This is a genomic window from Sedimentitalea nanhaiensis DSM 24252, from assembly GCF_000473225.1.
Classification (GTDB): Bacteria; Pseudomonadota; Alphaproteobacteria; order Rhodobacterales; family Rhodobacteraceae; genus Sedimentitalea; species Sedimentitalea nanhaiensis.
This window is the reverse complement of the sequence record NZ_KI421509.1, coordinates 2184403-2205640: the sequence shown is the minus strand read 5'-3', so window position 1 is coordinate 2205640 and position 21238 is coordinate 2184403. Positions and strand designations below refer to the sequence as shown.

24 protein-coding genes, 1 tRNA gene, 1 rRNA gene and 3 other annotated features are annotated in these 21238 nt (G+C 57.3%); of the genes, 14 read left to right on the top strand and 12 right to left on the bottom strand.

The window, feature by feature from the left end:
- Positions 1-334: a sequence feature (23S ribosomal RNA rRNA prediction is too short), on the top strand.
- A gap of 125 nt (positions 335-459) precedes the next feature.
- Positions 460-1084, top strand: a sequence feature (23S ribosomal RNA rRNA prediction is too short).
- A gap of 1 nt (position 1085) precedes the next feature.
- Positions 1086-1940, top strand: a sequence feature (23S ribosomal RNA rRNA prediction is too short).
- Positions 1941-2041: 101 nt separating this feature from the next.
- Together rrf and NANH_RS0112630 are read left to right on the top strand one after the other, a co-directional pair.
- Positions 2042-2156: ribosomal RNA gene (gene rrf, locus NANH_RS0112635) — 5S ribosomal RNA — on the top strand.
- 69 nt (positions 2157-2225) lie between these two features.
- Positions 2226-2302: transfer RNA gene (locus NANH_RS0112630), tRNA-Met, on the top strand.
- Between the two features lie 295 nt (positions 2303-2597).
- Here the strand turns inward: NANH_RS0112630 and NANH_RS26185 are convergent.
- The 9 genes from NANH_RS26185 to NANH_RS28580 all read right to left on the bottom strand — a co-directional run bounded on the left by NANH_RS26185 (position 2598) and on the right by NANH_RS28580 (position 12408).
- Positions 2598-4928: a S8 family peptidase gene (locus tag NANH_RS26185; RefSeq protein WP_036049819.1), complete on the bottom strand. Its 2331-nt coding sequence runs from the start codon at positions 4926-4928 to the stop codon at positions 2598-2600.
- 8 nt (positions 4929-4936) lie between these two features.
- Positions 4937-5905: an AAA family ATPase gene (locus NANH_RS0112620; protein ID WP_211237093.1), complete on the bottom strand. Its 969-nt coding sequence runs from the start codon at positions 5903-5905 to the stop codon at positions 4937-4939.
- A gap of 242 nt (positions 5906-6147) precedes the next feature.
- Positions 6148-7296, bottom strand: a complete 1149-nt coding sequence (locus tag NANH_RS0112615; protein ID WP_027262356.1) for a hypothetical protein — start codon at positions 7294-7296, stop codon at positions 6148-6150.
- A gap of 176 nt (positions 7297-7472) precedes the next feature.
- Positions 7473-7691 (bottom strand): hypothetical protein, encoded by a 219-nt coding sequence (locus tag NANH_RS0112610; RefSeq protein ID WP_027262355.1) that lies wholly within the window; start codon positions 7689-7691, stop codon positions 7473-7475.
- Positions 7692-7813: 122 nt separating this feature from the next.
- Entirely contained in the window at positions 7814-8050 is a 237-nt protein-coding gene (locus NANH_RS26180) for a helix-turn-helix domain-containing protein (RefSeq protein WP_027262354.1), read from the bottom strand.
- Between the two features lie 190 nt (positions 8051-8240).
- Positions 8241-9440 carry a site-specific integrase gene (locus tag NANH_RS0112600; RefSeq protein ID WP_027262353.1) on the bottom strand — a complete coding sequence of 400 codons (1200 nt, stop codon included), beginning with the start codon at positions 9438-9440 and terminating at the stop codon, positions 8241-8243.
- A 440-nt stretch (positions 9441-9880) separates the two neighbouring features.
- Positions 9881-10888 (bottom strand): IS5 family transposase, encoded by a 1008-nt coding sequence (locus NANH_RS0112595; protein WP_027260401.1) that lies wholly within the window; start codon positions 10886-10888, stop codon positions 9881-9883.
- A gap of 490 nt (positions 10889-11378) precedes the next feature.
- Positions 11379-11729 carry a thermonuclease family protein gene (locus NANH_RS27965; protein WP_245601453.1) on the bottom strand — a complete coding sequence of 117 codons (351 nt, stop codon included), beginning with the start codon at positions 11727-11729 and terminating at the stop codon, positions 11379-11381.
- 511 nt (positions 11730-12240) lie between these two features.
- Positions 12241-12408, bottom strand: a complete 168-nt coding sequence (locus NANH_RS28580) for a hypothetical protein (protein WP_154665578.1) — start codon at positions 12406-12408, stop codon at positions 12241-12243.
- A 351-nt stretch (positions 12409-12759) separates the two neighbouring features.
- On the opposite strand from NANH_RS28580, the gene NANH_RS0112580 reads away from it, so the two are divergent.
- The 5 genes from NANH_RS0112580 to NANH_RS0112565 all read left to right on the top strand — a co-directional run bounded on the left by NANH_RS0112580 (position 12760) and on the right by NANH_RS0112565 (position 15775).
- A complete protein-coding gene (locus tag NANH_RS0112580; protein ID WP_027262352.1) occupies positions 12760-13275 on the top strand; it encodes a DUF805 domain-containing protein in 516 nt (171 codons plus the stop codon).
- A gap of 44 nt (positions 13276-13319) precedes the next feature.
- Positions 13320-14090: a hypothetical protein gene (locus NANH_RS0112575; RefSeq protein WP_027262351.1), complete on the top strand. Its 771-nt coding sequence runs from the start codon at positions 13320-13322 to the stop codon at positions 14088-14090.
- A gap of 44 nt (positions 14091-14134) precedes the next feature.
- Positions 14135-14611 (top strand): hypothetical protein, encoded by a 477-nt coding sequence (locus NANH_RS0112570; protein ID WP_175543437.1) that lies wholly within the window; start codon positions 14135-14137, stop codon positions 14609-14611.
- Positions 14612-14736: 125 nt separating this feature from the next.
- Positions 14737-15183: a DUF3955 domain-containing protein gene (locus tag NANH_RS29815; protein WP_074920776.1), complete on the top strand. Its 447-nt coding sequence runs from the start codon at positions 14737-14739 to the stop codon at positions 15181-15183.
- Positions 15128-15775: a hypothetical protein gene (locus NANH_RS0112565; RefSeq protein WP_027262349.1), complete on the top strand. Its 648-nt coding sequence runs from the start codon at positions 15128-15130 to the stop codon at positions 15773-15775. The genes NANH_RS29815 and NANH_RS0112565 overlap by 56 nt, the downstream gene beginning before the upstream one ends.
- 87 nt (positions 15776-15862) lie before the next feature.
- Here NANH_RS0112565 and NANH_RS0112560 read toward each other — a convergent pair whose 3' ends face one another.
- Positions 15863-16150 carry a hypothetical protein gene (locus tag NANH_RS0112560; protein ID WP_027262348.1) on the bottom strand — a complete coding sequence of 96 codons (288 nt, stop codon included), beginning with the start codon at positions 16148-16150 and terminating at the stop codon, positions 15863-15865.
- Between the two features lie 215 nt (positions 16151-16365).
- Between NANH_RS0112560 and NANH_RS0112555 the strand changes: the two genes are divergently transcribed.
- The 7 genes from NANH_RS0112555 (at position 16366) to NANH_RS28570 (ending at position 20463) form a co-directional block, all read left to right on the top strand.
- Entirely contained in the window at positions 16366-16722 is a 357-nt protein-coding gene (locus tag NANH_RS0112555) for a helix-turn-helix domain-containing protein (protein WP_027262347.1), read from the top strand.
- Positions 16719-17258, top strand: a complete 540-nt coding sequence (locus tag NANH_RS0112550; RefSeq protein ID WP_027262346.1) for an ImmA/IrrE family metallo-endopeptidase — start codon at positions 16719-16721, stop codon at positions 17256-17258. Before NANH_RS0112555 ends, NANH_RS0112550 begins: the two co-directional genes overlap by 4 nt.
- 336 nt (positions 17259-17594) lie before the next feature.
- A complete protein-coding gene (locus NANH_RS28945) occupies positions 17595-17756 on the top strand; it encodes a hypothetical protein (RefSeq protein WP_154665577.1) in 162 nt (53 codons plus the stop codon).
- A gap of 205 nt (positions 17757-17961) precedes the next feature.
- Complete coding sequence (locus NANH_RS0112540; RefSeq protein WP_027262345.1) at positions 17962-18222, top strand: hypothetical protein; 261 nt, start codon at positions 17962-17964, stop codon at positions 18220-18222.
- Between the two features lie 204 nt (positions 18223-18426).
- Entirely contained in the window at positions 18427-18837 is a 411-nt protein-coding gene (locus tag NANH_RS0112535) for a plasmid mobilization relaxosome protein MobC (RefSeq protein WP_027262344.1), read from the top strand.
- Complete coding sequence (locus tag NANH_RS0112530; RefSeq protein ID WP_027262343.1) at positions 18834-20207, top strand: relaxase/mobilization nuclease domain-containing protein; 1374 nt, start codon at positions 18834-18836, stop codon at positions 20205-20207. Before NANH_RS0112535 ends, NANH_RS0112530 begins: the two co-directional genes overlap by 4 nt.
- Before the next feature lie 28 nt (positions 20208-20235).
- Positions 20236-20463, top strand: a complete 228-nt coding sequence (locus NANH_RS28570) for a hypothetical protein (protein ID WP_139236600.1) — start codon at positions 20236-20238, stop codon at positions 20461-20463.
- A 38-nt stretch (positions 20464-20501) separates the two neighbouring features.
- Here NANH_RS28570 and NANH_RS0112520 read toward each other — a convergent pair whose 3' ends face one another.
- Positions 20502-20939 carry a hypothetical protein gene (locus tag NANH_RS0112520; protein ID WP_027262342.1) on the bottom strand — a complete coding sequence of 146 codons (438 nt, stop codon included), beginning with the start codon at positions 20937-20939 and terminating at the stop codon, positions 20502-20504.
- On the bottom strand, positions 20936-21172 hold the full coding sequence (locus NANH_RS0112515) for a hypothetical protein (RefSeq protein WP_027262341.1): 237 nt from the start codon (positions 21170-21172) through the stop codon (positions 20936-20938). Before NANH_RS0112515 ends, NANH_RS0112520 begins: the two co-directional genes overlap by 4 nt.
- Positions 21173-21238 lie beyond the last annotated feature (66 nt).

Here is a 21238-nt window from a genome sequence, read left to right as displayed (position 1 = left end):
TCGGGGGTAGAGCACTGGATGGGTAATGGGGCCCCACAGGCTTACTGATCCTAACCAAACTCCGAATACCGAGGAGTACTAGATGGCAGACACACTGCGGATGCTAACGTCCGTAGTGAAGAGGGAAACAACCCTGACCTCCAGCTAAGGCCCCTAATTCATGGCTAAGTGGGAAAGCAGGTGGGACGACCAAAACAACCAGGAGGTTGGCTTAGAAGCAGCCATCCTTTAAAGATAGCGTAACAGCTCACTGGTCTAATCAAGTTGTCCTGCGGCGAAGATGTAACGGGGCTCAAGCCATGAGCCGAAGCTGAGGATGCCGTAAGGCATGGTAGCAGAGCGTAGTGTGACATAGTTCCATGTGTCCTTACCTTCTTCGGAAGGATTGGACACAAGGAGCTTTCGATGAAGCCGGGGCGTGAGCCATCCGGTGGAGAGATCACTAGCGAGAATGATGACATGAGTAGCGACAAAGAGTGTGAGAGACACTCTCGCGAACTCCAGTCACATAACTTCGTATAATGTATGCTATACGAAGTTATGCACCCCTAAGGCGAGGCCGAAAGGCGTAGTCGATGGGAACCAGGTTAATATTCCTGGGCCAGGAGGATGTGACGGATTGTGAAGGTTGTTTGCCCTTATCGGATTGGGCAGGCCGCTGATCAGTTCCTGGAAATAGCCCTCCGTGAGATCGTACCCTAAACCGACACAGGTGGACTGGTAGAGAATACCAAGGCGCTTGAGAGAACTATGTTGAAGGAACTCGGCAAAATACCTCCGTAAGTTCGCGAGAAGGAGGCCCAGTTTCTACGTAAGTATTGGCTGGGGGCACAAACCAGGGGGTGGCGACTGTTTATTAAAAACACAGGGCTCTGCGAAGTCGCAAGACGACGTATAGGGTCTGACGCCTGCCCGGTGCCTGAAGGTTAAAAGGAGAGGTGAGAGCCTTGAATTGAAGCCCAGGTAAACGGCGGCCGTAACTATAACGGTCCTAAGGTAGCGAAATTCCTTGTCGGGTAAGTTCCGACCTGCACGAATGGCGTAACGACTTCCCCGCTGTCTCCAACATAGACTCAGCGAAATTGAATTACCTGTCAAGATGCAGGTTTCCCGCGGTTAGACGGAAAGACCCCGTGCACCTTTACTACAGCTTCGCACTGGCATCAGGATTGTGATGTGCAGGATAGGTGGTAGGCTTTGAAGCAGGAACGCTAGTTCTTGTGGAGCCACCCTTGAGATACCACCCTTCGCACTCTTGATGTCTAACCGCGGTCCGTTATCCGGATCCGGGACCCTGCGTGGCGGGTAGTTTGACTGGGGCGGTCGCCTCCTAAAGCGTAACGGAGGCGCGCGAAGGTTGGCTCAGAGCGGTCGGAAATCGCTCGTTGAGTGCAATGGCAGAAGCCAGCCTGACTGCAAGACTGACAAGTCGAGCAGAGTCGAAAGACGGCCATAGTGATCCGGTGGTCCCGAGTGGAAGGGCCATCGCTCAACGGATAAAAGGTACGCCGGGGATAACAGGCTGATACTGCCCAAGAGTCCATATCGACGGCAGTGTTTGGCACCTCGATGTCGGCTCATCTCATCCTGGGGCTGGAGCAGGTCCCAAGGGTACGGCTGTTCGCCGTTTAAAGAGGTACGTGAGCTGGGTTTAGAACGTCGTGAGACAGTTCGGTCCCTATCTGCCGTGGGTGTAGGATACTTGAGAGGAGTTGCCCCTAGTACGAGAGGACCGGGGTGAACGATCCACTGGTGGACCAGTTGTTATGCCAATAGCAGTGCTGGGTAGCTACGATCGGACAGGATAACCGCTGAAGGCATCTAAGCGGGAAGCCCCCCTCAAAACAAGGTATCCCTGAGAGCCGTGGTAGACCACCACGTCGATAGGCCAGAGATGTAAGTGCAGCAATGCATTCAGTTGACTGGTACTAATTGCTCGATAGGCTTGATTTGATCCAGTAAAAGACAGACTTTTACCAGATAAATCAAAAGCATACACAAACACAGCGTACAAGACTTGGAACACAGAGGGCTTTTTCGGTTTGGTGGTCATAGCGCAAGTGAAACACCCGGTCCCATCCCGAACCCGATCGTTAAGCACTGTAGCGCCGATGGTACTGCGTCTGAAGGCGTGGGAGAGTAGGTCACTGCCAAACCTAAAAAGCCCTCTGTCGTATCTCTCTAACGATGACGCCTCACTCAATACGAACCCGTGAGGCATTTGGCGCGGGATGGAGCAGCCCGGTAGCTCGTCAGGCTCATAACCTGAAGGTCGTAGGTTCAAATCCTACTCCCGCAACCAAAATAATACAGTATTATCAATACGCTAGAAGCCACCTCCGGGTGGCCGCGCGCGTTCCCAAAACACCACTGGAAGCACTGTGGAAGCAAACGGACGCGGTTCGGATGTGTGACGCAAGCGCAACACACAAGCCAGATCAACACATCCAGAACCAGTGCAACCACAACCGCGAACGGCCCATTCCGGCCGTTCGGTGAGCGCGAATTTCGCTGCAGCGCAGCTATCACGAAGCTGACGTTCGTCAGTCTGCAGGCGACAGATTGACGCGCAGCAATCCGTAGGAAAAGTGGGGTTTTCAGATCCGCAATCTTGGCCGTAGCCTTGCATAGAGCTGCACCTGAGCTTGGTGCTCCAGCTCGACAACCAGCGCGAAGTTTTGTCGGATCTCCTGATCCATAGCCCAGCCACCTACGCAACGCACTACCAGATGATACTCTTCGCCATATTGGGTTGTGTCGGCGGTAAACGAGATCGAGGCACTCTGGATTGTATTTTTGTCGCGAGCGTTCTTCTTGGGCACCAGATCACAATCGTATTTTCCCGCCATCTCCGGTGGAACGGTCCCCTCTCCCACGCGCGAGCGAAAGTGTTCGAAAACGTGATCGACCGGGCATCCCCGAATGAGCCGGAAATTCATACGCGTACCGGTATACTCGGCGCGGGTTCTTTTCACCGGTGGATCATATGCCAGAGAAACTCGAATAGTTCGTTTCCCACCCGTCTGGAACTCATCCGGTATCGGTACCCGATAGACTGCGAAATGGTCCATCTCCAGATTATCTTCGGCAAAGTAGACGACCCTGTGATCGTCTGAGAAGGCCGCGCGTAAGGTATCGACAAGGCCATTTCCGTGGACTCTGGACTGGTCACGCGCATCAAAACCCGCCAGCCGCTGAGTGGAAGCCTCTGGAACAGTCGCCGAGTTCGCCAAAAGTGCCTTGATCAGATTGGCTGAAGCATCAGGGAAGCGCCTGACTAACTGCGCAGCTCTGTTCGCTAACATCGGCGCGGCGAAGGAGGTGCCGCTCTTGCTGGTAAGCAACTGTCGTAAAAAATCATGATTTGTCGTAATAAGACCTGCCGTTGGCAGATGCGGGGCTTTCTGCAAACGCCGCGCCACGGCGTCGAAAACCATTGTCCCGCCATAGTCGACGAAATCCGGTTTGGTCAGACCTCCGGCACCTGGCCCGGTGCGTGTGAAGGGCGCAGGTTCGTCTTGCTCGGTAATGGGCTGAATATGCGCATCAAACTCATGCTGTGGACCAGTGCCGTTGGAATGTGCCAATGCACCAACCGTCACGATATTCGCGCCCCCAGCGGGTTCACATACCCGGTTCGCGACTTCGAGCAGATAGTTCGGATACTGGGTCACGCCCTGTTCAACCGACGTGCCACCACGAGGATACCGATTTCCCGCTGATACAAAAATCAGGATGTTCAGCTCACGCGCCAGCTCATCGAGTGTCACGGCCCAAGGGCCGACACGCCCCTGCTCAAAGTTCGCCTTCGTATCTCCCAGAGAAATAACAAAAATCCGGCAGCCATAGTTTGCATGCAGGTTTTGGATCGTTTGCCTCATCTGGGTCGGGAGCGTTCGGCGATCAAAAAACTTGCTGTCGTCGGTAACCACCTTCGCAGAAATTATCCTCGCCACACGTTGCAGGGATGCTCCGGCGAGCTGAGCCCTTACATCACCAAGCGCTGCAACACCGGCAACAGCCGTACCGTGCCCGGCAACATCTGACTGCCCGAGCTCATTCGGAAATGCCTCCCGCGCGACAATCGCATCCGCCAAAAACGGATGATCGTTGACACCTGTATCCAGCACCGCAATGAGTGGAAGATCGGGATCGAGCGGCGCGACGGGCGGCACATCATCCAGTGCAAACTGCACGATCTGATTGGCCTCGATATCCGGTTCGGGCGTGAGGTCAATGAACGCTACTTCAGGCACTGAGAAGACCGGCCTGATTGCCTGCCCAGGAGCCTTGACGCGGATCATCGTGATCGAGGGCCCGGAATAGTGGTCATACACCTCACCGCCCTGCTCCTCGACAAATGCGATGATTTCTTCTGCTTTCCTGCGCCGCGCCGCTTGTGATCCGAATTCCCAAAGTTCGATATCAAGCACGTACTCTTGCCCGTCTTGAAAATCAGAGACCTCGGTAAAACCGGACTCTTTGATCCTGATACCGAGCCGGTCGCGCGGCTCCAATGTGCTTACACTGCCTATGCGGTTGATGAAGCCGGAGTAGCTCGGATTTTTTTGACCGGCAGGCGTTGGCCCTTCATAGGCATCGAGCCGACTGCGAAAGTCTGTCAATTCATCAGTCGAGGAAAACAGAACGATATTGTTGTCATCATCTGTATTTAACAGGGTCAGCCCAAGCTGTTCCCAGTCGCCTTCCATGGCAAGTCCGTGCATATGGACCTTCAGGATCAGGGATGGATCGACAAATTGGGGGGGGCGAATAGCGCGTTGTCGCGCGACGGCATCATCGGTTTCGCGCCGTATCTGCCCGCCATGACCTTTTCCCGGCTTCGGTACCGGAGGAGGCCTGCCGCCTTTTCTGCGGGTAAAAGGTTCCTTCGCTCTGACCAGTTGCAGATGATCGTATTGTGCCAACTATGGCCTCACTGGTTGTTCGATAATTTTCTTAGTCGCATCCTGCGGCGTTCAGCGTAACGAATGGCATCGCGAAAGTCTTTCTTGGAAATGCTTTTTCGGCGATCAAGAAGAGAAATTTTCTTGGCCTGGTTGCAGATTTTTTCCAGCTCGGCATAGGAATAATCCGCAAGGCTCTGAACAAAATCCTCTGCTTCGAATTCCGTTTCAGTATTTTTCAGCGCATTGGCAAGGTATCTGCGCACCATTGCTTCATCGGGATGATCGAACCAGACGACCTCATCGAAGCGCCGCCAGATAGCGGGATCAAGATGAGCGTCCAAGTTGGTTGCTGCAATCATAAAGCCGCCCGGCTGGATCTGGTCTATGAAGATCAGAAGGCTGTTGACCACGCGGCGAAGCTCGCTGTGATCATTGCCTTCTTCCCGCGACCGGGCGATCGCGTCAAATTCATCAAAGAACAAGACGCACGGCTGACGGCGCGCGAACTCGAAGGTTTTGCGAATATTGGTGGCTGTCTCGCCAAGAAAGGATGAAATCAGACTATCAAGTTTGACGTAGAAAAAAGGCAATCCGAGCTGTCCTGCAAAAACCTCTGCACACAGTGTTTTTCCCGTTCCCGGCGGCCCACAGAACAACAGCTTGGACCGCACCGGCAGCCCGTGCCGCTTGATCGTTTCAGATTTTCGGAATTCGTCCAGAAGCCCGGTGAACAACTCGATGTTTTCGTGTGTCAGGATGATGTCGTTGGGCGTATGAACTGGTTCAATCCGCTGGATGAAATCTCCTGCCTCGTCCGGGAACGGCAACAAAGGGGAAAGGCCCTTGGCCTGCGGGCGCGTCGTTAGACCATCCAATGTTTTGCGCAGCGACTTTGCCAAAACGCGGTTATTCTTGTTTTCTTCTTCGGCGATGATCTGTTCAACCACAGCACGGAAGTCGTCGTCGCGCCCGTAGCTCGACAACAGCTTCTTCATCAGTTCTCCGCGTGCCATGCAACCACCTGTTTTTCGTGAAACCGTAGCGAAATATTACGACGAGCGCTACCGATTTCGACGCTTGATGTGAAGGACGCTGGGTGGAAATGGCACGATGCCGGGGTGGGTTGGAGGTGCGACAAAACAGTTCGAGACCTCACGGCGAACGTCCGGTTTTCTCGTTCCGATTCAAGGTTTTGGCTGAGGCAGCGAAGGTCTGCTCTCCGCCCCTTCTGCCCGCCTCACGCCCACCGATACCTTGCTTGTGCCTTCCCGATCCGCTCATCCAACGGGACAGGGTGTTCGTCGCAATACTGTTGCAACGCGGCGGTATGCTGGTCCATGAAGTCATGAAACCCGTCGCTTGGCACGTCTGAAATTGCGGCGCGGGTGACGAACAGGCCGAGCAGTTGGCGGTCTATTTCGCGCATCTTCTCGGTGCGGTTGGCTTGCTTGATGTCGCTGGGCAGGACACCGCAGCAGTTTTGCAGCAGGTCGTTGCCGATTGCGCATTCGACCAGCCGCCACAGCTCGTGGGTTGGCCAGCGGGCGCGGTTGCGGTCGGCGGTGGGTTGGCAGTAGCGAATGCGGGTCAGGGCGTCGGTGAAGGCGTCTCCGATCATGTCGTTCAGGTCTTGCCAACTGCGCATGTCGAACCGGTTGCGCAGTTGCTTGCTGCCTAACCGCATCTCGAACCGCCAGACCTGGCTTTGATCGCGGTCGGTCAGGTCGAGCGGCGATTTGCCGTCTGCGGCGCGGGCCGCGTTCCAGATCGTCAGCCAGCCCGCCTTGCCTTGCTGGATCACCTCGGTGCGTTTGTCATAGATCGCGATTTGACGGTTGGCGACGGCCCCGGCGCGCAACCCGGTGACGCGCGCGCCGCTGGCCATGGTCGCGGTTTCATCGACGCCGGTGTATTCTGTCACCTTGGTGCCGGGGGGAACGACCAAGGCAGTCCGATCCGGTTCAAACCATGGGGCCAGCAGATCGACGGCAAAATCGGCGCGGGTCACGCGCAGCTGGGTTTCGACGTAGGGAATGTCCCAAGCGGCCATGCAGTTGCGAAAGTGATCCTCGGCCCCCTGCAATCCGCCTGTGGCCAGCCCGAAGGCGCGGAAATCGACGGTGATGCCGGGATTGTTCGGAATACGGTTTTCGGGGTCTTGGAACAGCCAGATTGCGCCATGATTTCCGGTATGGGCGGTGAAGCCCGATCCGCCCGCCTTGCGCACCGTCAGGGGCAGGCCGCCGATATCAACGGTGCAATCCGCGTTGCTGTCAAACGCATGCGCCTTGGCGCTGGCCAGTTCGTCTCGCAAGGGCTTGGGGATATCGGTTTGAAGGGTGAATTTCAGACCATCAAAGCCCGAATGCAGGATGTCCACGTTCATTTACGCTGGCCTTCGATTTCGTATTCGTGGAGGGGGGTGTTACAAGACCCCCCTCCATCACGGCCTGTATCGCCGTGCCGATGTGAATGAAGTTTCCATTGCGGGTATCTGAGGAAACATGCGCCTCCGGCGGGGCAGCATTGGTTTTGGGGCCGGGCCTTGGCCCGGCGTTGTCATTACTTCGCATTGATCTGACGACCGATCCAGATTTCGGCGCGCTCCGCGCATTTTGCGAGATTGAGCAGGTCCGAATGATGGAAGCTGCCGGTGTTCTTCCAATCGCCGGTATCGGTTTTGTAGGACCGGGACAGATCGACCGAATAGAAGCCGTCATTCGCCCAGACGGTTGCCGTGATGAGGCCGATCTTGAATTTATGTGCAGGTTGGTTTGCCATGTCGATATTCTCTTGATGTGGTGTTTGTTGAGAGGGTGCAGGACAGTTTCGCCTGCACCCCCGGTTGAAGCCTTCCGGCCCCAAAATCCCGCCCGGCGCTGCCAGCCCCGCGCGGGCAAAACTCAGGCAGCTTCGGAGCTGGTGTTGGCGCGGCGGCGGGTTTCGCCCCATGCCAAAAGGTCACGGCGGCGATAGCGGATCGACCGGCCAGATTTGTAGAACTTCGGGCCAAATCCGATGACGCGCCATTTCTGGATCGTGCGCACGCTCTGGCACAGAAAATCGGCGGCGTTGGTTTCGTCAATGAACCCGTCAAGGTAATCGTTGGGAGCGGGTTGTTCGGCGGTTTGTGATTGCATGTTGCGTTACCTCAATTTCTGACCTCCCTAGTATGTTGGAAATTCAATGACTTACGAAATGTGAAATCGTGTTACCTTTCATTACATTCCATTACCTTTCATTACCCGGTGACGCCAAGATGGAGGCCGTTTCAGGGCGAGAGGGAGAATTTTCGGGATTTCCAGAGGGCTGAGGCGCAGCAACGAATCACTATGAAACGAGGTTCGTTACTATTCGTAACTTCGGATGGTCGGGCATTTCGTTACCTATGATGGAATTCAATGCACTTGCGTTTTCCTCTGCGGCGCGGCGCACCGGATCATCGGCCAAGTGGGCATACCGCATGGTTGTCTGGATTTGAGTATGCCCTAGCAATCGCCCGACCATCTGAATGGGCATACCGGATGACACCGCATTGGAGGCATAGGTATGGCGGAGGTCGTGAATGCGTACATTGGGCAACCCGGCGCGGTCCCGTATGCGCCGCCAAGGGTGCTGAAAGTCCGTGGCATGGCGACCCTCCAGTTTCCCCGCGATCACATAAGGATTGCCGGGACTGTGGGGCAGGGCAGACAGGACCGCCCGCGCCGCCTGTGGCAACGGGATGCGGCGCGCTCCAGTCTTGGTGTCGGGAAGTTCCATGCCATCCGGTGTGATGTAGTCCCATTTCAATGTCTGGATCTCGCCAAGGCGACACCCGGTCAGGATCAGCAACCGAAACGCCGCGACAATATAGGGCGTTTCGCTGCCATCGCGTTCCACATCCGACAACACCTGCCCAAGTCTCTGCAATTCCGTGCGCGACAGATAGCGTTCCCGTTTCATTTCACGATACTTCGGGACATGGCGGCAAGGGTTGGACCCGTCAGGCCGCAAGCCCCAGATTTCAGCCAAGTTGAACATCTTGGACAGGACGCCAAGTGTGCGGTTGGCCTGATAGGGCTTGTCGCGGAACCTGTGATGCAGTTCGGCGATGTCCTTGCGTTCCACATCCACCACCTTGAAGCTGCCCATGGCCGGGTTGATGAACAGATCAATCGCGCGGCGGTATTCGCGCTGTGTCGTTGGTTTGCAGCGTTCCATGACATGGCTTTCAAAGAACCGCTCGCACAGGGCGGCAACGGTCGGGGCCTTGCGGTGCTGCGAGATGTCCTCGGCGGGGTTCTCGCCCATGGCGACTTGGCCCATGACATCCTTGGCTAGCTTGCGGGCTTCGTCCACAGTGATCTTGCCATGCCGTCCCAGCGACACCCGCCGGGTGCGTCCACCCTTGCGATACTGCGCCTGATAGGTCTTGGCCCCCGACGGCATTACGCGCAGCCCGAACCCGGCAATCTGACTGTCCCAGACAAAGTAATCCCGCGACTTTGGGCGCAATGCATCGACGGTACGTTTAGTCAGTTTCGCCATGATTTTTCCTACCTTTGAAATCTCTCGTGGAAGCACTGTGGAAGCAACTGGAAGCAATCCACAGAGCATGATGTAGGAATTGAGCGTAGTCGCCGTCAATAATAGATAAGCAAAAACAATAAGATAGGGTAGGTGGGCGCAAAACGGCGTACCCCGTGCAACTCACCGGATGCTATCTCATAACCTGAAGGTCGTAGGTTCAAATCCTACTCCCGCAACCAAAATATTACAGTATATCAACACGCTAGCGCCCAACAGGGCGCTTTGCGCGTTTCCGCTTCACAGCACAGTGCTACGCTGGTGCTACGGGAGAGATACCAAACGGAAGCTCATGTAAAAGACGTCTGCGTAACGGGTCATTTTTTTGTGGTTTCAGGACTGTGCTCACTCGTTTTGGTCCGCTGATTTTTCAGCGGACACAGAGCGTTTGAGGGGTTCGGTTATGCGATTGCGAGGGTTTGCCGGTTGAGGGTGATCTTGTTTGCAGCCTTGAGCAGGTTTTGCCCGATCGCCGCCATCGCCAGTTGGGCATGGGTTTTGTCGACGCCAAAGTAGCGGGCGCGGTGCAGCCCAAAGAGGCGCTTCATGGTTCCGAAACATTGCTCCACCCGAAACCGGCGTTTGGAGATCATTTTGTTGAAGCGCTTTTCGGAGGCCCGCAGCGGGCGATTACGAGCAGCCTTCCTCATGATCCCGTCGCGGTGTTGGCCGCGTAGGATGGCACGGTTGGCCCTGGATGCGTAGGCCTTGTCCGCAAGCACACGCTGGGCCTTTGCGCCTTCAATCATGTGCCCAAACTCCGGGCTTTCGGCGCAGTTGGCGGGCTTGGTGTGAATACGATCGACAAAGCCTTCCTCGTCGGTGCGGGCGAAGGCTTTGTAACCAAGCGTGCTTTTCGAGCCCTTCTTCACCCAACGTGCATCGGGATCGGCGCTGAAATGCATCTGCGGATCATCCGATGCCTCGCCCTCGGCACGATCTTCAGGGGCGTCTATATGCGTACGGGGCCGCGCTGCGCTTTCTACCAAAGTCGCGTCGATAATCGCGGCCTCAGCCTCCTTGAGTTTCAGCCCGTGATCTTCGATCTGGCGGCAGACTTCGGCCAGAAGGTCGTCATAAACACCGCCCTTCACCAAAGCGTTGCGAAAGCGGCAATGGGTCGTCTCATCCGGTACNGCAGCATGCAGATCAGGCCCGCAAAAGATCATGAAATCCAGACGAACCTTCAGTGCGCGTTCCAGCTTCGGGTCGCTAAGACCGTGCCATTGACCAATCAACAGGCACTTGAACAGGACCAGTGCATCATACCCTCGTGGGCCGAACCCGGATCGCCCAAGACCACGCTTGAGGATGGGTGAAAACGACCGCCAATCCATCAACGCATCAATCTTGGCCAGAGCATCTTCTGCCCCGATCCGATCCGTCGCTTCTCGCAAGAACAGATCCATCAAAATCCCCCGGAAACTTCTCCAAAACCATACCAAACGAAACAAACCATGGGAATCCTCTCATCATGCAGAGGTCTATGTAAGCGACAAGACAAGCGGGGTCGGCGAACCGCAACGCGGTCGCGTCCAGGGCGGAACAGATCGAAGTAGCTAGGGCGGGGATCCAACATTCGTTGCATCCCAGTCCAACGGCAGCACTGCGCATATGCGAGCGTCCGGTTTCGCAGCGTAGCCATGATCACTCCGCAGCTGCAGCGAATGTCCGGATTCCGCTCGACCTGTTGGAGCAGAGAAGGCTGAGCTGAACGTGGGTCGAGTCCACTTCGGGCTGACAACAGACCTTCCCGCCAAGAGCGGCAAGCGGCAGGTCCGAATGGAAGGGCTTTGATGTTCGGTATGAAAACTTGCTATTATGACAAGTTTCTTATTCCTTATGAGACATCATAGCCTGCGGCGGGAGCGCTCGGGTCCATGAGAGAACGATGCTTGGCTAAGGGTTCATCTTTCCGCGTTGTCGCGCGGCAGCACGCCACAACTTTTTTCTAATTCCGTCAGGTTCAAACTGTCGATATACCCCACCCGAATATTTGGGCCAATCCAAAGCCAACCCCTGCTTGACCAATTCGGCGGCAATGTCTGTACCATCAGGCAGAAAGCATTTTGCAACGACGCGGTCGTAAGAAATGTCTTCGCTGATTTCAGCGGTCACAACTTCGCCTTTGCACATCTTTATTACCGCAAATTTTGACTTTTTCCCCCATGGGTGATCCAGTTCCGGTGCATCAATTCCGGCAATTCGTATCTTTGTACCACTTATAACAATCGTATCGCCGTCTATCACATAGCACTTCCCCTTGAGGGACTTGCTTGTCGGCTGAATTGATGGCCGTTTAGGTTCAACAACGCGTCTACGGCGCACCGCAGGCGTCCGAATGGGTTTAAATTCTGGTTCTTGTACCGGTTCCGTCGGCTTTCGACCGCGAAACAACATGCGAAAAATATACTTGAGCATACGCCACCGACAACTAAGCACGCCTCGTTAAGTAGGGCGCTGCTACTACACGTTTAAATTGTAGCTGTGATTAAAGTATAGTGCAAACGCGATATTTATTGGTCAAAGATCGTTCGAATAGGACAAAGATTGCCCAAAGTATTTTTGCAAAATCGCTTTAATCCCGGCCCGAAGGATTAAGGCCAGCTATCTAGAGTGCTGGTCATAAGTGGCTTTCTCGCTTGGGGAAAACGCATATCATACTCGCAGTATGAAACTCCAAATTTGATCGTCAGCATCGTCAGCGGGCAGGGCTTTATGGGCTTGGTTTGCTGACAGTACTGACGATGCTGACGATCAATTATTGTGTTTCTATCCTGATGATACGTTCTCCGGCGCGGCCTTGGCGGTCGAAGGTGATGGTTAGCCCCATGGCCACCAGAACCGGCGCGCCATCGGCATCACGATAGACATGGCTCATGTCCGGTTCGCCGCATTTTGGGTGAGAGAGTTTGAGTGCGTGTTTCATGCGGCCAACCTCCTGCGCCGATATCACGATCGGGCCGAGCTGAAGAGGTGCCCTTGCGCCATCGATCACGCATATCGGGTGGTTGCCGGGGTTCCGGCCTCCGCCCAGATCAAGGCACCGGTCATGATAGGCCGCTCTTTGGATCTCAGAGCCGGCCCAGAACGCGGCTCCTGCCACAATGATAACAAGGGCGGCCCATGCATTTCGTTTCATAGGCATCGGAAGTCCTCCCCGAATTAAGCGTCGTCAGCTGGCCGCGGATACCCGGTCTGGCGGCTTGACCTGCGTCGGATCCTTCTATGTGATGACAGTATGTCATGCAAAACATCCACGGATGGGGGAGTTTTCGCCATGGGGTTCGTGCAATCGATCAGGGTCTGCTTTTCGAAATACGTCGTCTTTTCCGGACGAGCGACACGTTCGGAATACTGGTGGTTCGTGCTCTTCGTCATATTGTGCAGCATCGTGTTTTCGATTCTCGACCAGGCGATCTTCGGGACCGACCCGGAAACCGGCGAGAGCACCAATATCCTGAACGCCGGATTCCAACTCGCAGTACTCTTGCCAATGCTCGCCGCCGGGTGGCGCCGTTTGCACGATACCGGGCGCCCGGGATGGTACCTGCTCCTGCCAATGGCGTTAGGGGTCGCGACAATGGTTGCGCTCTTGAGCGGTGTCGCGGTCTTCTCGGTTCTGGAAGGCGGCGTAGACGACCCGGACGCCCTCCGTGGACCAGCGGCCTTCTTGGGCCTGACCGGAATGATCGTGGTCTGGGGGCTGCAACTGGTCCTGTCGGTCATGATGATCTGGTGGCTGACCCGGCCGTCGCAGGAGGGGGACAACGCCTATGGCCCGCCGGTGGCGTGAGTGACGTGCCAGATTGATCTGTCGATGAAGGAGAGGGAATTCAAATGAAGTACAAGATATTATCGGGATTTGCGCTGGTTAGCATCATCGCCACGCCAGCCCTCGCCGAGTGGAGCTTCGTAGACGGCCCGACGGCAAATGCGTTCATTCAGTCCAACGATTCGACGCTGGAGCTTCAATGCAACCGGATCCGCTTCGCGCCGGCTGGATATGAAGACAGCGAAGACATCGCAGCCAAACAGGGTTTGTCAATTCGTTTCATGAAGGACGGAACAACCGAAACAGGTGCCTTCCAGGTCGGACAGGACAACGCCATCGTGCGGATTGTCGACAATTTCCCGGTCGAGATCTCGTTCAACAGCGCGCAGGACTACGACTTCGTGCTGGATCAGTTGGCGGCAAATGCCTCGGTTAATCTTTCCAGGATCGATCAGGATGTCACATACGGCATCTTCGACCTGACAGGGTCGAGCGCGGCCATCAAGTCGCTGAGATCTGCCTGTAGCGGAGCGGAACAGGAGACTGCGAACTACGAGCCTCCGGAGGGAGCGGTCTATTGCGGTGGCGGAGCCGTCAAGCGCCAGATTGAATATGTTATACTCGACACTCCAGATGGCGAGTGGGATGCCTTGCTCACAGTGAATGGCGAGGTGACGCGGGCCATGACGGCCTACAGTTTCTTTGGCAATGCGGAAGCACCGAAGGGGTTCGTCGTCGCACTCCTTGGCGAGGATCGATCGGAAACGCTCGTGTTCAGCGATGGAGGCAGGGATTGGCTAGAATACGGGGACTACCAATATGAGAAGTGCAACTGATGCTTCGGCGTGACGAGAAACCACAATGGAGGGCAGCCAAAGCCTTGAGATTTCTCGCGGCCTTGGCCGCATCCTGGCTCGCTCTGATCACGCCGGCATGGTCCGCCGATATTTCCGAACTCCCCATACAGCTACAGGAAAAGATCGAGGCCGCCCGCCAGGCTTGCACCGAGTTGGACAATGGCGCCTTCCACCTCGAATGGGGGGCCGTTGACCGGGTCGATCTGGATGGCGATCTGTACCACGACTGGGTGCTGAACGAGCGCGGGTTCTCCTGTTCGGCGGCCGCATCGCTTTATTGCGGTACGGGTGGATGCATGTCGCATTTCCTCGTGGAAGATGTCCTCCATTCCCTGTTGAACCAGGGATGGGGTCTTGCCGATCTCGGGCCGAATAGGGTCCTTCTGGCGGATGTTCACGGCTCGCAATGCGGCGATATCAACCCGACGCCTTGTGTGACCGCCAGCACATGGGATTCGGAGGAGAAGCAATGGCGCACGACGGACGCGGAATGGGAGTAGCCTGCGTGAAAAACCCGGCCCGCCGCCCCCAAGCGTTTTGCACCGCCCCGCGCGGCGGCGAACGGAGCAAACGGACGTGAGCAAGCTGACGTTCATCTCCCTCGCGGTGCTGTGCTTGGGGTCTTGTGCCCTGGGCGGGCTACGCGGCCCAGAGCTCCTATGTCGACGAGAACGACATCCTGCAGGAACCTTTCCACTTGCTGGCCCTTGGCTGGTTTTTCGTCCTGGCCGGAGGGGTTGCGGAGGGGTGCATTGATGGGCGCGCTCGTTGCCAGAATCATCGAGAATTGGAGGATCCCCAAATGAAGACCCAGCTTACGCAAATCGGGTCCTCCGCGTCTCGATCCGTGCCGCTTACTTCCACAGGCACCCGTGCAAGCTCTCTGAGCGCTTGCGGCTTGTTGCTCAGTGTCGGCATGCTCGCCGGTTGCAGTGACCCGGCGCCGAGCGGTGGGATCAGCGAGCCGGATCCAGAACTGGTTTTCGTGCGAGGCTATCCACCAGCGGGCGGGCCTTTTGGCGTTCCTGTCAGTGGTGGCGCGCTTCTACCCTGCGCAGGGCTCGCGCGATGACTTCTGCATGGCGCTGGCGGGCGCGCTGCTGGCGGCGGGCCTCGGGCCGAACGAGGCGGACAGGTGCATTGTAGCGGTGGCCGAGGCCGCAGGCGACGAGGAGGCGGGCAAGCGCCGCAAGGCGGGCCAGACCGCCGCCAAGGTCGAGACAGGCGAGGCCGCAACGGGCATCCCGCGCGTGGTCGAGATGCTGGGCCTGCCCGAGGCTGTCGGCAAGCGTTTCCGGCTCTGGCTCGGCATGTCCGGGTGCGAGGACGGGCGGACCCGCGTGGAAATGTCGGAGAACCGGCTGCACGAGACACAGGACGCGGCGGAGGCCGCGATGATGGCCGCCGGGCTGCCAGTCTACCAGCAGATGGGGCGGCTGGTCCGGGCCGTCAGGCTCGACGTGTCCGAGCTTGATGGCGACGTTGTGCGGCAGGAGGGTGCGCTTGTCGTCCGCGACGTGCAGCCCCACAGCCTGCGGGACCTGATGACCCGGGTGGCCAACTTCGTGAAGGTGGTCGAGACAGAGGAGGGGACGAAGGACAAGCCTGTCGGCCCGCCGGTTTCGCTGTCGCTGTCATTCGGGGTCAGTTGCGAGGTGCGCTGAAAGAGCTTTTACGGCAGTCGCTATATCTGTGATGAGACGCACCGCGATTTCATCGTCGCTGGATGCGCAATGCGCCTGCCAATCGAGTTAGCTGCTGACAGTGGACAGAACCGACTTTGTTCCGTCGATCCACTCCCCTCCGATCTCACAGACCTTCGCAGCCTCAGCGACGAGCGGCCCGAAGTCGCGGATGATGGTCTCCGCATACATGCACCCGCCCCAGTCTGCCCACCATCCCTCGTCGGACAGGGCCTCAAGATGATCCAGTTCGAGGGCGATGCGGTAGAACTCGGGGTTGGCCTGCTCGCCTTCCGTCTCGTAGTGCCGTTCGAGCCTCTCCTGAACGGTGATGCCGATTGCTTGTTCGATATTCATTGATCTTATCCTTTTCCATCCGGCCCCATCGGCCAATGGTTGGAGAAGTCTCATGTCGCGCGCCCTGTGTCGGTCGCGCCAATCGGGCACTGAATCAGCGGGGATTAATGCGACGGCTGGCCTGTTAACCTCTCAGGGAGGAAAAATTAACCAGCAAGGTTGACAGGCCCGCGCGGACACCACATATTGGGTGTCGAACCACTAGGAGACCAACCATGACCACAGAAATTGGGAAGGAGCTGCGGAAACTGCGAATTGATGAGGATGAACGACTGTTGGATATGGCCGCAAGGCTTGAGAAGTCTTCCGCGTTCATCTCCGCCGTAGAGCGGGGCACCAAGACCCCGCCCGAAGGCTTCGTTGAGCTTGTGATCCGGGCCTACAGGCTGGCGGAGGATGCCGCAGCATCTCTCCGCCGGGCTGCCGACAGATCACGCAAAAACTTCACTCTGGAGGCCGACAGCCTCTTGGCGAGGGACACCGCAGGGCTGATGGCCCGCCGGATGAACTCGCTGTCCGAGGATGAGCTCAACAGCATCTTCCAAATCCTCAGCAAGAAGGACGCGAAATGACTGAGACGAATGACTTCATTGTTCCGCCGCGCCGCTGGGCGGAGATCGGCGGCATCGCGGACAACCTCCGCCACAAGCTCGGGCTGGCGGAGGAGCCCAGAGTTCCCGTCATTGAGATCATCGAGCGGGTGCTGGACCAACGCCTTGGCCTCGTGCGTTTCGAGGTCGGAAGCAAGCAGGAAATGGGCCGGGCCGAGGGCTACACCTGTCCCAACGGGGATTTCATAATGCTTCGGGAGGACGTTTATACCGGCGTGTGTGCGGGCGAGGGCCGCCCCCGGTTTACCGCCGCCCACGAACTGGGCCACTGGGCGATGCACACCAATATCCCGCTTGCCCGGGCGCGGAGAGGGGACGGCACCCCGTCCTTCCGCTTGGCCGAGCCGCAGGCGAACCAGTTCGCTGCAGAGTTCCTGATGCCGGAGTGCTTCATTGACGCTCTGGACGATGAGGATGACCTGATCCAGCGCTTCGGCGTCTCGTGGGAGGCGGCGCGCAACCGGTTGCGCTACCTCCACAAGCACGGGAGGCTCTAACGAAAGAAGGCTCAGGTTGGCGCCCGAGCCTCCTCGCAGATTTCTTCATCGTGCATCAGGGGCTTGACGATGCAGAGCCTCCCGGAAGCGCAAATCAGTCTCCTAAGCAGGACTGCACATAGCGCAATCTGGGTCAAAAGGCAAGATACGCCCCGAAGTGGAGAGTGTAATGACCAAGCGTCACACACCCCCTCCGCCGGGATACCGGTATGTCTTCCGCCCTTGGCGGACGTGCCCGAAGACCGGCACCCGGCTTTACGCGAAAGCGTTCGGCCTGCGGGCGTGGCCTATTCTGATCCCGGAATAGACACCCCACCCAGATCAACGGGAGGCGCGATGAGCGCGCCTCCCACCCTCAATGCACTAATGAAAGCAGAACAGATGAAATCGAAATCGTTCAAAGTTGGCCGCAGCGCCAAAACTGGCCGCTTCACCACGGTCAAGAAGGCCACGCAACGCAAGTCCACCCATGTGGTGGAGACCATCAAGAAGAAGTGACGGCCATCGTCGTGCCCTGCGGCGGTGCTCGCGGGGCACGACATTTCACAGGGGGGCAACATGGTAGAATACACCGAACCTTCCGCCGGAGGCGGCTGAGCTGACCCAGCGCCAGTATGACATTGACCGTGCCGACGCCGGACCCAAGGCCCCGGTCTCGGGCTTCCGCTACCGGGGCGTCCAGATTGAGAGCCGGTGGGCGGTCATGGCGGAGCTGGACACCATGCGCCGGATCATCGACGCGATGCCCGAGCTGATGGCGCGCCGCCTCGAAACCATCTGGTGCGATTCAAATGCCGGGGCCTGCTACACGGTGACCGTCCGGCCCGGCCTATTCGTGCCCGACCTCCGCTGGGCAATCGCTGACGCCGTGATGGAGGCTGGGGGCGGCCACAGCGGCATCATGGTAGAGGCGGACGGCGGCAGCGGCTGTCACATCGACCCTGACTGGGGCGAGGTGCCGTGAATCACCTCCGGGTAACGTTGGGGTAACGAGGGATTAACCCGCCGCCGGTCCCGTAAGTGCTTGTTTTTGTGGGGTGAGTGGTGCAGCTAGAGGGAGAAAGTTCGAACTCTCTCTTTGCCATCCTGCAAGAATGGGAAACTATTCTCCAGACCTGTGATCTGCCTTCCAACACCGTAACTCAGGACAACGATCCGGGGTGCGGTGATGAGCATTTCGGAACGTGATTTCAACAAAGTAGCTGGGAAGCCAGTCAAGAAGCGAGAAGCGCCATTCTCGCTTCGATTGAGCTTTGACGAGAAAGCCGCGCTGCTGGAAGCCGCGAACGGCGTGCCGCTTGGTGCCTACATCAAGGCCAAGCTTTTTGACGAGCCGTTGGAGAAGGTGCGCCGTCGAAACACAAATCCCGTGAAGGATCACGAGGCGTTGGGGCGTGTCCTCGGCACGCTGGGAGGATCGCGCCTGTCCCAGAACCTGAACCAGCTTGCACGCGCCGCCAATACGGGCGCGATGCCTGTTTCGCCTGAACTTGAAGAAGAACTGCGCAAGGCTTGCGATGAAGTCGCCAAGATGCGTGTTGAACTTCTCCGAGCGCTCGGGAATGGAGGTCAGCCATGATCCTCAAGGGTTCCCAACGTGGCAATGCCCGCGAGCTTTCGAAGCATCTGATGAATGTCCGTGATAACGAGCATGTTGAGTTGCACGATCTTCGCGGTTTCATGAGCGAGGATGATCTGCATGAGGCGCTCGCCGAAGCCGAAGCGATCTCGAAGGGCACGCGCTGCAAACAGCATCTATTCTCCCTCAGCCTGAACCCTCCAGAGGGCGTTCACGTCAATACGCAGACCTTCGAGACCGCCATCGAAATGGCCGAACAGAATCTCGGCCTTGATGGTCAGCCGCGTGCCGTCGTTTTCCACGAAAAAGAAGGGCGTCGTCACGCCCATGCCGTTTGGAGCCGCATCGATACCGATTCCATGACGGCAAAGCAGATGTCTTTCACGAAGGTGAAGCTCATGGAAGTTTCGCGTGAGCTGTATCTTCGCCATGGCTGGGAGATGCCCAAGGGGATGGTGAATCGTGAGAATCGCAATCCGCTCACCTTCTCCCGCGCCGAGTGGCAACAAGCGGCGCGTGCCAAGCTAGACCCCCGTATGGTCAAGGCAATGTTCAAGGATACTTGGGAGCGTTCGGATTCTGCGGAAAGCCTCAAGTCCGCCCTGGAGCAGCGCGGCTACTATCTGGCGCAAGGGGATCGTCGCGGCGTGGTTGCCGTGGACTATCGCGGTGAAGCGTTCTCCTTGTCTCGCTGGGCGGGCGTGAAGGCCAAAGACGTCAATGCCCGCTTCGCGAACGCCACAGAACTTCCAAAGGTTGATGAGCAACGGCAGCATGTTGCCGCGCTGATGGCGGACGGCTTGCGCCGTCAACGCGCCGAGATCGAAGAAGGGTACAAGCGTGCCCGTCCATCTATTGAGTTTCGCCGTACGCAAATGGTGGAACGCCATCGCATCGAACGTACGGGGATGGCTGAACTTCAAAACCAGCGCGAAACCCGTGAAGCCGCTGCGCGCGCCTCGCGTCTCCCAAATAAAGGCGTTGGCAAGTGGTGGAGTCAGCTCACTGGCCGATATTCGAAGCTGAAAGCCCAGAACGAGCATGATGCCTGGCAGGCGCTTAAGCGTGATCAGGTCGAGCGCGACAAGATGATTGCGCGGCAACTCGATGAACGCCAGCGCTTGCAGCAGGCCATTCGTGCCATGCGCGAAGAGCGGATTAAGGAACTCATGGCGCTACGCCAGGAGATCGCGAACTACATGCTCATGAAACAGGGCAAAGTCCCGAAGATCGAGCCCCAGTACCCGACGACCCGTGCGGATGCGCGATCCCAAGAGACCAAACGAACGGAACGCCGCCGCGCTGAGGATCGTCAGCGCGAACGCCAACGTCAGCGCCCGCGAGACCGGGGGCCTGATCGGGGCCGATAAACTTTAACCAGTAGAAAGGAGGTCGCCCATGCGACAAGAACTACGACAAACCTTCATGCTGAACTTGGATGAGAAACACGCTCATCTTCTCAATGATCTGCGCGAGCATTTCAGGTTGAAGGCGGAAGATACCCTCCGCCTCACAATCAGGCTGGCTCATGCACGCTTGAAAAAGCCTGATGTACTTGTGCCGAAGTTCAAGCCATCGGCGCACCGCGATGATTGGTATGATGATGAGGACAACAGACCAGGTTAGCTCGTAGAAAGCGCCACATGTTTCAGCGGCGCTTTTTTCTAGAGCGCGTCGAATAAATCGGCCTGTTTGAGCGTTTCGCTCTCTTCTTTCGGCAATAAGAGCGCTTTCGGTCCGACAAGTACGCAGTCCTGCTTGCCATGACGAACACGCATGCCGTGGTAGAAACCTTCGGGTTTGATACGCTGTTCGAAGGGAAGCATCGCGACCTCATTGTAGGTCGTGAGCTCGCCATCAAAGAAGCGCTCAGGCACGAGGCGATATGCTTCGGCGGATTTGCTGTTTGTGCCCGTGCAAACCCATAGGCAGTTTTTCCAAAAGAAGGGTTTTCTGATCTTTCCTTGCGCGATCTTATCGGCGCTGTAGGACGCCGCGATATCGCCTTCTCCGATTTGTCGGTTTCGCGTATGGCACCATGTTCCAGAAGCCAGGCGCGAAGGATCGACGCGGTGCTCTTGGGGTTCGATGGGGGCGTTCATGAGCGCCCCGCGTCGTTTGTGTTTTCGGGAGCATCCTCCAGCGGGAGGCGTAGGACGATGCGGCCATTGATCGGGCAGGTTTCGAGTTGGAGCGTAAGGCCTCGTCCGTCTTTGTGCTGCCAAGCGGCTCCGACTTTGTTCCAGTAGGATTTCTTGCCCTTCTGGGTGACGTGCCACGCCAGATAATCGGGCGCGTTCAAGGGCAGGTTTTGGTTCGTTTTTTCGCGTGCCATGGTCTTCTCCTTTGCTTTGTAAGTTGGCTTGCTAACGCCCTCCCGTGCGGGCGAAGGCAAAGGATC

Bases quoted from the DNA above. Each gene is read 5' to 3' on its own strand.
- NANH_RS0112620 (WP_211237093.1), bottom strand. From the start codon at position 5,905: ATGAAGAAGCTGTTGTCGAGCTACGGGCGCGACGACGACTTCCGTGCT.
- NANH_RS0112615 (WP_027262356.1), bottom strand. From the start codon at position 7,296: ATGAACGTGGACATCCTGCATTCGGGCTTTGATGGTCTGAAATTCACC.
- NANH_RS0112610 (WP_027262355.1), bottom strand. From the start codon at position 7,691: ATGGCAAACCAACCTGCACATAAATTCAAGATCGGCCTCATCACGGCA.
- NANH_RS26180 (WP_027262354.1), bottom strand. From the start codon at position 8,050: ATGCAATCACAAACCGCCGAACAACCCGCTCCCAACGATTACCTTGAC.
- NANH_RS0112600 (WP_027262353.1), bottom strand. From the start codon at position 9,440: ATGGCGAAACTGACTAAACGTACCGTCGATGCATTGCGCCCAAAGTCG.
- NANH_RS28580 (WP_154665578.1), bottom strand. From the start codon at position 12,408: ATGAAACACGCACTCAAACTCTCTCACCCAAAATGCGGCGAACCGGAC.
- NANH_RS0112580 (WP_027262352.1), top strand. From the start codon at position 12,760: ATGGGGTTCGTGCAATCGATCAGGGTCTGCTTTTCGAAATACGTCGTC.
- NANH_RS0112575 (WP_027262351.1), top strand. From the start codon at position 13,320: ATGAAGTACAAGATATTATCGGGATTTGCGCTGGTTAGCATCATCGCC.
- NANH_RS0112560 (WP_027262348.1), bottom strand. From the start codon at position 16,150: ATGAATATCGAACAAGCAATCGGCATCACCGTTCAGGAGAGGCTCGAA.
- NANH_RS0112555 (WP_027262347.1), top strand. From the start codon at position 16,366: ATGACCACAGAAATTGGGAAGGAGCTGCGGAAACTGCGAATTGATGAG.
- NANH_RS0112550 (WP_027262346.1), top strand. From the start codon at position 16,719: ATGACTGAGACGAATGACTTCATTGTTCCGCCGCGCCGCTGGGCGGAG.
- NANH_RS28945 (WP_154665577.1), top strand. From the start codon at position 17,595: ATGAGCGCGCCTCCCACCCTCAATGCACTAATGAAAGCAGAACAGATG.
- NANH_RS0112540 (WP_027262345.1), top strand. From the start codon at position 17,962: ATGGCGGAGCTGGACACCATGCGCCGGATCATCGACGCGATGCCCGAG.
- NANH_RS0112535 (WP_027262344.1), top strand. From the start codon at position 18,427: ATGAGCATTTCGGAACGTGATTTCAACAAAGTAGCTGGGAAGCCAGTC.
- NANH_RS0112530 (WP_027262343.1), top strand. From the start codon at position 18,834: ATGATCCTCAAGGGTTCCCAACGTGGCAATGCCCGCGAGCTTTCGAAG.
- NANH_RS28570 (WP_139236600.1), top strand. From the start codon at position 20,236: ATGCGACAAGAACTACGACAAACCTTCATGCTGAACTTGGATGAGAAA.
- NANH_RS0112520 (WP_027262342.1), bottom strand. From the start codon at position 20,939: ATGAACGCCCCCATCGAACCCCAAGAGCACCGCGTCGATCCTTCGCGC.
- NANH_RS0112515 (WP_027262341.1), bottom strand. From the start codon at position 21,172: ATGGCACGCGAAAAAACGAACCAAAACCTGCCCTTGAACGCGCCCGAT.